General features: G+C 37.3%; 8 protein-coding genes. 6 read left to right on the top strand and 2 right to left on the bottom strand.

Going from position 1 to position 10,371, the window contains the following annotated elements:
- A partial coding sequence (locus V7266_RS29080; protein WP_335472695.1) for a riboflavin kinase occupies positions 1 to 409 on the top strand: 409 nt, incomplete at its 5' end.
- 550 nt (positions 410 to 959) lie between these two features.
- On the opposite strand, the gene V7266_RS29075 is transcribed toward V7266_RS29080, so the two are convergent.
- Entirely contained in the window at positions 960 to 2,192 is a 1,233-nt protein-coding gene (locus V7266_RS29075) for a cytochrome P450 (RefSeq protein WP_335472694.1), read from the bottom strand.
- Positions 2,193 to 2,517: 325 nt separating this feature from the next.
- Here V7266_RS29075 and V7266_RS29070 point away from each other — a divergent pair, with 325 nt between their 5' ends.
- From V7266_RS29070 to V7266_RS29050, 5 genes are all read left to right on the top strand, one after another.
- On the top strand, positions 2,518 to 3,066 hold the full coding sequence (locus V7266_RS29070) for a PadR family transcriptional regulator (protein ID WP_335472693.1): 549 nt from the start codon (positions 2,518 to 2,520) through the stop codon (positions 3,064 to 3,066).
- A 190-nt stretch (positions 3,067 to 3,256) separates the two neighbouring features.
- Positions 3,257 to 5,053 carry a S9 family peptidase gene (locus tag V7266_RS29065; protein WP_335472692.1) on the top strand — a complete coding sequence of 599 codons (1,797 nt, stop codon included), beginning with the start codon at positions 3,257 to 3,259 and terminating at the stop codon, positions 5,051 to 5,053.
- Between the two features lie 416 nt (positions 5,054 to 5,469).
- Entirely contained in the window at positions 5,470 to 6,405 is a 936-nt protein-coding gene (locus V7266_RS29060) for an AraC family transcriptional regulator (protein WP_335472691.1), read from the top strand.
- On the top strand, positions 6,395 to 8,458 hold the full coding sequence (locus tag V7266_RS29055; protein WP_335472690.1) for a beta-glucosidase: 2,064 nt from the start codon (positions 6,395 to 6,397) through the stop codon (positions 8,456 to 8,458). Before V7266_RS29060 ends, V7266_RS29055 begins: the two co-directional genes overlap by 11 nt.
- Before the next feature lie 246 nt (positions 8,459 to 8,704).
- Positions 8,705 to 10,087 (top strand): MFS transporter, encoded by a 1,383-nt coding sequence (locus V7266_RS29050; RefSeq protein ID WP_335472689.1) that lies wholly within the window; start codon positions 8,705 to 8,707, stop codon positions 10,085 to 10,087.
- A gap of 94 nt (positions 10,088 to 10,181) precedes the next feature.
- Here V7266_RS29050 and V7266_RS29045 read toward each other — a convergent pair.
- Positions 10,182 to 10,371, bottom strand: a 190-nt coding sequence (locus V7266_RS29045; protein ID WP_335472688.1) for a cysteine-rich CWC family protein, incomplete at its 5' end; no start/stop codon positions are given.

The raw sequence follows: 10,371 nt of genomic DNA, 5'->3' as shown, positions 1-10,371 counted from the left end.
AATTAATTTTCGCCAAAAAGAATTTAATATTCGAGGAAAGGTAATTCATGGAAGGAAAAAAGGAAGAGAGCTTGGTTTTCCTACAGCTAATATTCTTGCAAATCCCGATTTATTGGAGAAAGGGGTATATGGTGTAACTCTCAATTATAAAGAAGAAATATTCTTCGGGTTAATGAATGTTGGGATTAAACCTACATTTAATTCGTTGGAAAAGACAATTGAAGTTCATATTCTAGATTTTTCCGGAGAAATATATGGAGAATTTGTTGAATGTCAACCTTTATTTAGAATTAGAGGTGAGCAAAAATTTGATTCTATTGAACAATTAAAGCATCAAATTGAGGAAGATATTAAATTTGCCCAAAAAAGGTTCAATCTTAAGAAAGATAAACGAAAAACTATTCATTGAAAAGGAGACAATATCCTAATTTGCTGTAGGTGGCGTTTTTTTATCGGTGTTATTAACATTTCGTTGAGAAAAGATGCTGAAAACAGCTTAGCGAAGAATGGACCACCAAAGTAGTTATTTCTCTTTATAGAGGGAAATGGCTGCTTTTTTTTGCTTATTTTACATTATATTAACAGTGTAAATAAAAATAATCGTGGGGTAATGGTGCAACAAACGACCTTGTGGAAAGAATGTGACTTCGGCTCAGAGAGCACTTTCTCGCGCAATACTGTAAAGCAATTACTGAAGAGCCCGGTGCAGGAAATCCGCACGCCGAGTACCGTAGCGGTTTGAGTGAGATGGCAAACGGGCGTTATTTCTACTCGGAGTCGAGGGCTAATTATTCACTCCTTCAATTTCATCAATCATGTCATTAGGGATTTGCTAATATGTTTGTGAGGTCTTGCACCTAAAATAAAGGTTAGTAGTTTAGCAAAGAAAAAAAGAGAACAACAGAAGTAACCTGACGTTCCCAAATTGAAATAACATATTTCAAATGACTGATTAATTTTTACTTATAGACCTTCATCGGTAAAAAAGTTAAGGACTGTCCCGTAGCAGAAGCAGTTAAATTTTCTTCTAATTGAAACCCTTCTACCGGTTCGATGCGTGAAAACTTTTGTAAGACTGCTTCCAGAGCAATTTTCATTTCTAATCGTGCAAGAGGAGCACCTAAACAGATATGTGGACCATTTCCGAAGGTCAAATGTCTTTTATTATTTGGACGATGAATATTTAAAGAGAATGGGTCGTCAAACATATTTTCATCCATATTACATGCACTCATCCACGCAATGACAACATCTCCTTTTTTTAACTCAGTGCCTAATAAATTGTTGTCATGTTTAACAGTACGATCTCTTCTTGACATATGAAAACGATATCTGAGCATCTCCTCGACTGCGTTTGGCACTAATTCAATATGGTCTTTTAGTTCTCTATATAATGACGGGTCGTCATAGAGCAACGAATAGAAAGTATTGGCAATCGCATGACTTGTGGTTTCAACCCCTGCACCTAAAAGCAACATGGTGGTCTGTACAATCTGCTCATCCGAAAACCTTTCTCCATCTACTTCAGCTTGGATTAAGTCAGAGATAATATCATCCGCGAGGTTCGATCGTTTTTGAACGACAATCGGGTAAAGATATTGGAAATATTCTTTGGCAGCATTTTGTTTCTCCACCTCAATATCTTCTATTCTTTCTTTGTCATAAGGTTGGAAAAGAATATCAACCCATTTTTTGAACTGACCCCTATCTTGTACCGGTACCCCAAATAAATCTGTTATCACCAGACTAGGCAAAGGAGAAGCCAAGGCTTCAACAATATTAATAGTAGAGTTTTCTTGTATGGCTTCCACAAGATCGGTTGCAATTTGTTGAATACGCGGCTCCCAGTTTTTTAAACTGCGGGGAGTGAAAGCAGCTGCTAACAAAGAGCGTGCTTTCCGGTGCTGAGGTGGATCCAAGAGTGTAATATTCATAATAGGTGAGGTTTTTTCTTGTTTGTCTTTAGCTCCAACAAAAATTGTGGTTCGTGGACCTTCACTTGAAAAGTATTCGTAGTTACTTAACACCTGTTTAACATCTTCATATTTAAAAACATTCCATGTATTTGTTTTTTCATGATAATAAATTGGATGCTTGTGAAGCATTTCTTTGTACCAATTAATAGGAAAAAACTCTTCGGTCCGGGATTGGAAATTTGTGATTTCATTCATTGGAATGACTTCTTTATTCATAATATTCTTCCTCCTATTCATAATTTACACAAAGTAACTATAGTGGTTAAGTGCTAATTATGTATTACTTCATGTCTTTTACCAATTTCAATTTACTCTAATCAGAGCAATTTTTATAGAGTAGATTGTACTAAAGAATTTTATTTCTGTTCTGCTGCCAAATAATATAAATGGGCTTTATTACTCTTGCGAAAAACGCTTTCAGAAGCGAAAGGGTTAAAGCAAAGCAAACGACTCAGCTGCTGAGAATGATGACAAATGGAGGTAGGATGATTACTCATATGATAAAATTTAAAGGATTAATTATCAGTAAGGAGGTTTTCCAATGTCTCTTTCGTTATTTATACTCGGGAGTTTGGCTAATGAAAATAGCAACCCCTATCAATTAAAGAAAGCATTACTAGATGTAATTCCCATAAAAATAAGTGAAGGAAAATTTTACTATAATTTTGAGGCGCTACAGAAAAAAGGACTAATTGAACCAGTCGAAACAATTCAGATCGTCAATCGCCCCAATAAAACCCTGTACGGGATAACTAAAGAAGGAAGACGCTTTCTTGAGCAAGATATTTATAATAGCTTTAAAAAAGTCTCAAAGATACAAGATTTGTACATATCCATTTATCTGTTAAAATTCGTTGATCCAGTGAAGGCAGCTATATTCCTTGAGGATACTTTAAAACAAGAAAAGAATCGGTGGGCTGAATATAAAGAGGCTAAAAATAATGAAGAATTCAAAGTACGAAATGAATTGCTTGATGAAAAACAACAGAGGGCGGTTGAATTTATTAGTGAACATGCATTTAGTCAATCAGAACATAATATTCGTTGGATGGAAAAGCTCTTAGATTTTTTAAAGCTGTCCGAAAAATAAAATAAAAAGCAGGATGACTATGTTAGTTAAAATGCACTTCATATAACAGAGTCAACAAATAGCATAATTCCCCTTCGATTAAATAAAATGGATTGGAGAGTTTTATTCCGTTTTATTTCATTTGATTTTTCAACGGCTCTTTCTTAATTGAAAAGAACGTTTTTGATTTCATTCAGGGAGGGGAGATTTTATGGATGTCGTAAGTTTAGACCCATATTTACATGTTCGTACTGCGAAAAATCCAGTATACGCTCCTGTTGGTAACAAGTTACGCTTTATTGCTGATTATACTGGAGTCCCTCAAGTATGGGAGCTCGATCGTGGTGAAGCCTGGCCTGCCCAAGTCTCTTTTACACAGGATAGAATAACCCTTATTAAGTATGTGAACGGTACATCTAATTTAATTATTGGGATGGATATGAAGGGAAATGAAAATGAGCAATTATACTTACTAAAGAAAGATAATAAACTAATAGATCTGACAAACTCACCAGAACATATGCATCTTTATGGCGGAAGCTCTCCAGATGGAAAATGGATTGCTTGGTCAAGTAATCGCCGGCAATCAGCCTATTTAGATATATACATTCAAAATCTGGAAACACTTGAAATCCGTCTTGTTTATTCGGATAATGGCCTATTTTCATGCCTTAAATGGGCTCCAGAAGGAAATTCTCTATTAATTGAGAAAACAAATACAAATACATCTCTTGATAATGATTTAGGTATACTTGACCTTTCAACTGGTAGGGTGAACTGGTTAACAAAACATTCAGGGGAAGCAAGCTTTAAGAATGTTCATTTTAATAAGGATGGAACTCATCTCTATTTATTATCCAATAAAGAAAGAGAATTCTTTGGGCTTGCACTTATTAACATAAAAACAAAACATTTCGATTGGATGGAGCTTGGAGAGTGGGATTTCGAAAATCTAGAAATGAGTCATGATAAAGATAAGCTTGCCTTTACGATAAATGTGGGGGGAATTTCCAAAGGGATTATTTTAGACTTAAACACAAGCAATCTATATACATGGAAAACACCACTTGGTGTCATATCAAAAATGAAATTTTCCCCTGATAATCAAAAACTGGCATATGAATTTAATGGGCCAGCCTATCCACCTGACATTTGGGAACTTGATCTCCAAACCATACAAGCTGAGAGGCTTACCTATGTATCCCGATCACCAGCTTTGAAGGATAAATTGATTGAACCTGAAATCATAACTTTCCGCTCTTTTGATAACCTTCAGATTCCAGCATTTTACTACGAACCGAAAAACATCACTAAAAAACTGCCTGTTGTCCTTTATATTCACGGGGGACCTGAGAGCCAAAGCCGTGCTGTTTATAACTCAATCCAGCAATACTTATTAAATCAGGGTTATGCTATTTGTGCACCAAACATTCGGGGCAGTACGGGCTATGGAAAAACGTACACCCATCTTGATGATGTCCAAAAAAGAATAGATGCTGTCACGGATCTTGTTTATTTAGTAGAATGGCTAAAGACAAATAGGAACATAGATGTTGAAAAGATTGCCATTATGGGAGGCAGCTATGGTGGGTTTATGGTTCTTGCTGCCATTAGCCATTTTCCAAAGTATTGGTCTGCCGCTATTGATATTGTAGGAATGTCAAGTCTTAGGACTTTCCTCGAAACAACAAGCCCCTGGCGTAGGAAGCAAAGGGAGGCAGAATATGGAACAATAGAAAGAGACGGAAAATTTTTTGATAGAATTGATCCATTGAATCATGCAGATAAAATCACTTCTCCGCTAATGGTTCTCCATGGGGAAAATGATCCCCGTGTCGCGATCACAGAATCCGAGCAAATGGTGAATAAATTAAAGGAACGAAATCATCAAGTTGAATTTATTCGGTTTGAAGATGAAGGCCATAAATTCGGAAAACTTAAAAATAAAAGTACTGCCTATAAAGAAATGATACAATTTCTCAATCGGCATATTGGAAGTGAGTACTAAATGTTGTTCTTAAATTTCGGTAGAGCCTAGTTTGCTTATCGATCTTGATGTTAATAAGGTCATGCATCTACTGGGTTCTATTCCCACGCACTACTGCCAAACATACAAAAATAGGATATTCAGCCGCACAGTGAATTTTTCACTAGTGCGGTTTTTTAATTTTTTCGGTAGAATAGATGGAAAAATGGCCAATTGATTTTAAAATAATACGGATATTCATTCTATCTTTAAGCGGTTACCTCATCCGATACGCCTACAATTTATTTTGAATTTTTCAAAATTTCAAAATGTCCAAAATTGCAAGAGTACAAAGTCAAAATTGAAAGAAACCTCCAAAAACCCAATATTATAATGTAACTATCAATCATCTATCACATTTTCATATCTGGTTCAGATATGAATCAAAGGATCGAAATATGAGCTTATATAACTTTGAACAAATTGAATTCAAGAAACAGCATCATGTGAATGCCTTCATCACTGCAATTGATAACTCAAGTTTTCATTGGCATTATGAGTATGAAATCATCATTGTTTTAAAAGGGTCATTGATGGTTTTTACCAATCCTAAACCGGTTTTGCTTAAAACAGATGATATTCTTTTGATTAATACGAAAACGGTGCATTCCATTAAGCGTACGGATGAAGAAAACATTTGTATGATTATCCAGTTAGCCCCCAGCTTGTTTCAAAATGAATCCCAAAACGATGTGACCTATCATTTCTATCTGAATAGCACCGAATCAGAAGTACCGGTACAGGTGGATGATCATCATTTTGTCAAATTAGCTGCAAAGCTGACGAAGTTGTTTCTTCAGAATGAACGTACGAACTACCATCGAATTAGAGCACTCGTATTTCAACTGATAGCCGATCTTTTTGATTATGTGATTTATGATATGAACTATCAATCTAAAACAGTGTCAAATGATTCAAAAATCTTGATGGAGATTGTGGAGTATATCGAAAAAAATATTCATAGTGATCAGATTTTGGAGCAGCTTTGTACGGATCTTGGATTTAGTAAGAAGACAGTCTATCGCTATCTAAAGGAAAACATCGGACTTTCTGCTAAAAAACTAATCGATAATATGAGGATCGATAAGGCTAAACAGCTGTTGAAGTATTCGAATAAAAGCATCGGATATATCACGGATACCTGTGGCTTCGGCTCAGAGAGTACTTTTTATCGTATCTTTCAACAAAGAGAGGGGATTACACCCAGCGAATATCGGAAGAAAGATGTGCCGGTAGAAAAAGATCCTGAAATTCAAGGTTACCTAAGTTTCAGACATAAAGAAGCGATGAACCTGCTGTCGAATATCTTGAAGGAGGAGAATGATGTCAACTAACACAACGACGAGATTAACTTATTCTGAAAAGGCTCAAAAGATTGTTGATCAGTTATCTCTCGAGGAAAAGGTCTGGCTGATGAGTGGTAAAATCTCTTTTAGAGAAGTTCGTGAAGCCATAAAAAAACAATCGGAGTACCACTACAATTATGTTCCGTATCCTGCAGGCGGATTACCTGACTACGATGTCCCCCCGATGTTGTTTTGTGATGGACCTAGAGGAGTTGTCTGTGGAACAGGGAAAAGTACTTGCTTCCCTGTATCGATGCTAAGAGGTGCATCCTTTGATACAGAGTTGGAAGAAAAAATTGGACATGCCATAGGACAGGAAGTTTTAGCATATGGCGGCAATTTATTCGCAGGGGTATGTATTAATCTGCTCTATCATCCTGGATGGGGAAGAGGTCAGGAAACGTATGGTGAAGAATCCTTCCATCTAGGGGAAATGGGCGGAGCCTTAACTCGAGGTGTACAGGATGAAGGCGTGATGGCTTGTATAAAGCATTATGCTTTCAATCAAATGGAAAATTCCCGATTTAAAGTCAATATTGATTGTACGAAAAGAACGGAGCGAGAGGTATTCTTGCCCCATTTCAAAAAATGTATCGATAACGGGGCTGCCAGTTTTATGACTTCCTATAATAAATACAAAGGGACATACTGCGGTCACCATGACTACTTAATCAATCAGGTTCTGAAGACAGAGTGGGGCTTTGACGGTTTCGTCATGAGCGACTTTGTCTGGGGTGTGAAAGACACGGTAGAAGCAGCCAATGGCGGACAGGATATGGAAATGTGCTGTACAAAATTTTATGGTGAGGCTTTGGTTGATGCCGTGAATAATGGAAGCGTACCCATGAGTAAAATCGATGAAGCTGCCCTTCGAATTATTAGAACCATACTTGCATTTGAAGTGTCTAAAGGAATAGTAGAAACGGATTGTCTAGGGAACCGGGAACATATTCAGCTGGCACTGCAATCTGCACGAGAAGGAATTACCCTGTTAAAAAATAATTCCAACGTCTTACCGTTCGATAAAAAGAAGACGAAAAAAGTCGTCGTTATCGGGAAATTAGCTCAAAAAGAATGTATCGGTGACAGAGGTTCGAGCGAAGTGCATCCAGCTTATGTTGTCACACCGATTAAAGGGATCGTCGATGTGGCGAACCATTCAGAAGTGACCTATTATGACGGCAATGATTTAAATCATTGTAAGCGCCTAGCGGAAAAAGCGGATGCCGTCATCTTTGTTGTCGGTTATGACTACCATGATGAAGGTGAATTTGTTGCTGAAGATAAAAATGATGTCTATACAGGTGCGGTTGGGGGTGACCGAGTATCTGGATTGGGGCTTCATGCAAAAGATATTGAATTGATTAAACAAGTGGGCCCAGTGAATAAGAACACAGCAGTGGTTCTGATCGGCGGCAGTATGATGATGGTGGAAGAATGGGAAGACTCCGTTGATGCGATTGTGATGGCCTATTATCCGGGCATGGAAGGCGGTACAGCCATTGCCGAGATTCTCTTTGGGGATATCAATCCAAGCGGTAAGATTCCATATGTTGTACCGAAAAGGGAATCCGACTTGCCTAAGATTACCTGGGATACGGACTCTCAATATTATGATTACTATCATGGTTATACGAAACTAGAGAAAGAAGGAATTGAACCAAGATATCCTTTCGGTTATGGATTGTCTTATACAACGTTTAAGGTTGAACATCTTGAAGTGGACCAGGATGACACACAATTCATGATAGAGTGTGATGTAACGAACACTGGGAATCGTTATGGGGAAGAAGTGATTCAACTGTATGTAGGCTTTAGGAATTCTTCTGTCGATCGTCCAGTTAAGATATTACGGGGTTTTAAACGGACAAAACTAATGCCGGGACAAACAGAGCGTATACGGATTACTTGCAATAAAGAAGAGCTTTGCTGGTATAACGAGGAAACGGGGTCAATGGAATTTGAACATATGGAATATGACCTATTCGTTGGGACAAGTTCAGATGCTAAGGATTTGATTAGCAAGGCTATGATCATGTAGAGACAAGAAAAGATCATTTGGGGATGGTTATTTTTATTTCATAATCAACCATGCCCCTTGTCGGTAGTTACTGAAAGCGATAACATTTGGAAAGCAGTCGATAAGAATTTTAACTAAATGAAAAGAGAAAGGAGGTGAAACATTCTTTTTCAACACTTTGTTGGTCCGGTAAATAAAGATTAATATTCTTTGAGTTCCCACTACATTTTATCTATATATAATTGATTGAAAAAAGGGAGGATTATAATGAATACGAACCTTGCTGAGAAAAAAATAGTCGTTTTATCAGATAAAATTAGAATGAAAGAAAAGGTCGGCTATGCGACGGGGGATTTAGCCTGTAACTTCATTTATCAAACCGTAAGTACATATCTATTATTTTTCTATACAGACGTTTTTGGAATCACGGCTGCAGCCGCTGGATTAATGTTCCTGATTGTTCGATTGATTGATGCGGTTCTAGATCCATTTATAGGAGCGGTAGTAGATAAAACCAAGTCGAAATACGGAAGATATCGTCCCTATCTTTTATACGGTGCATTTCCATTCGCGGGTGTAGCGATTCTCTGTTTTACCACTCCAGGATTTTCTGATCCTATGAAACTCGTTTATGCGTATGCTACCTATATTTTATTATCGATTACGTATTCAGTGGTAAACATTCCTTATACAGCACTTACTTCAGTCATTACTCAAGATAACAAAGAAATTGTCAGCTTGACTTCAGTCCGGATCATGTTCGCAAATATTGGCGGTGTGGCGGTTTCTTTCGGTGTACCGCTTTTAGCTGGAATCTTCACAAACATGACTGGCGGTACAGGCTCTGGATGGCAAATTACCATGTCAATGATGGGAATTTTGGGAGCGCTTTTGTTAATGTACAGCTTCTATAATACAAAAGAACGCGTTCAGCTTAATTATTCAAAAGAAGCAGAAATTAACTTTAAAGATATCTGGGTTCAATTAAAAACAAATCGTCCACTAGTAATCGTATGCTTTTTCTTTATTCTTAACTTTGGGGTAAACTCCATTGTGAACTCTGTTGGTATTTATTATGTCACTTATAATGTTGCAAAACCGGAATTAGTAAAATGGTATGGTTTAATGGGAACGCTTCCTGCTTTCATCGCGATGCCATTAATGCCATTGATTTATAAATGGATGGGGAAGAAAAAACTATTATTTACCTCTCTATCTTTAAAGGCACTCGGTTTATTGGCCCTATTCATTATTCCGCCAACCATGGTTCCACTTGTATTTGCAGGACGTTTTATTGCGGCACTCGGTACCATCATGGCAGGTGCCTTTACATGGGCATTGGTTCCTGAAACCATTGATTATGGCGAGTATAAGACGGGTAAACGTGCAAGCGGCGTCATCTATGCATTAATTGGCTTCTTTTTCAAGTTCGGTATGGCAATCGGAGGAATTGTTCCAGGGTTGATTTTGGCCAACTTCGGTTATGTGGCCAATCAGGCTCAAACGCCAGAAGCATTAAACGGGATTTTAATGACCATGACCGCAATTCCTGCCGTATTTGTAATCATTGAACTTGCGGCCATCTACTTCTATAACTTTGATGAAAAAGAACATAAACGAATTCTTAATGTTTTAAAAACGAGAGCGTGACCAGAAAATAGGTACCCTTACTTTTGTAAGCGGTACCTGTTTTTTGTCAATTATGATGATAATGTTAGGATTAACTTAGTCTTCAAACGTTTTACTATTCTCTTTCTCTATTTTGTTCATTCAAACTTTTCCTGAATGTCAGTTCTTCCCTATATTTATTTAAACAAGTTTTACAAATACAATGTTTTCTTCTGCTTTCTGGGGGAACTAATTCAAAGATTTCATTAGGGAATATTTCTTTGTCACACCAGCAGTTACCGTGTTCTTCAGCACCCATCATACAC

It is taken from the genome of Neobacillus drentensis (assembly GCF_036965645.1).
In the GTDB taxonomy this organism is placed as follows: domain Bacteria; phylum Bacillota; class Bacilli; order Bacillales; family Cytobacillaceae; genus Neobacillus; species Neobacillus drentensis_D.
Note: the sequence above shows the minus strand (reverse complement) of the source record. Positions and strands in the feature narration are given on the sequence as shown.

Bases quoted from the DNA above. Each gene is read 5' to 3' on its own strand.
- V7266_RS29065 (WP_335472692.1), top strand. From the start codon at position 3,257: ATGGATGTCGTAAGTTTAGACCCATATTTACATGTTCGTACTGCGAAA.
- V7266_RS29070 (WP_335472693.1), top strand. From the start codon at position 2,518: ATGTCTCTTTCGTTATTTATACTCGGGAGTTTGGCTAATGAAAATAGC.
- V7266_RS29060 (WP_335472691.1), top strand. From the start codon at position 5,470: ATGAGCTTATATAACTTTGAACAAATTGAATTCAAGAAACAGCATCAT.
- V7266_RS29075 (WP_335472694.1), bottom strand. From the start codon at position 2,192: ATGAATAAAGAAGTCATTCCAATGAATGAAATCACAAATTTCCAATCC.
- V7266_RS29055 (WP_335472690.1), top strand. From the start codon at position 6,395: ATGTCAACTAACACAACGACGAGATTAACTTATTCTGAAAAGGCTCAA.
- V7266_RS29050 (WP_335472689.1), top strand. From the start codon at position 8,705: ATGAATACGAACCTTGCTGAGAAAAAAATAGTCGTTTTATCAGATAAA.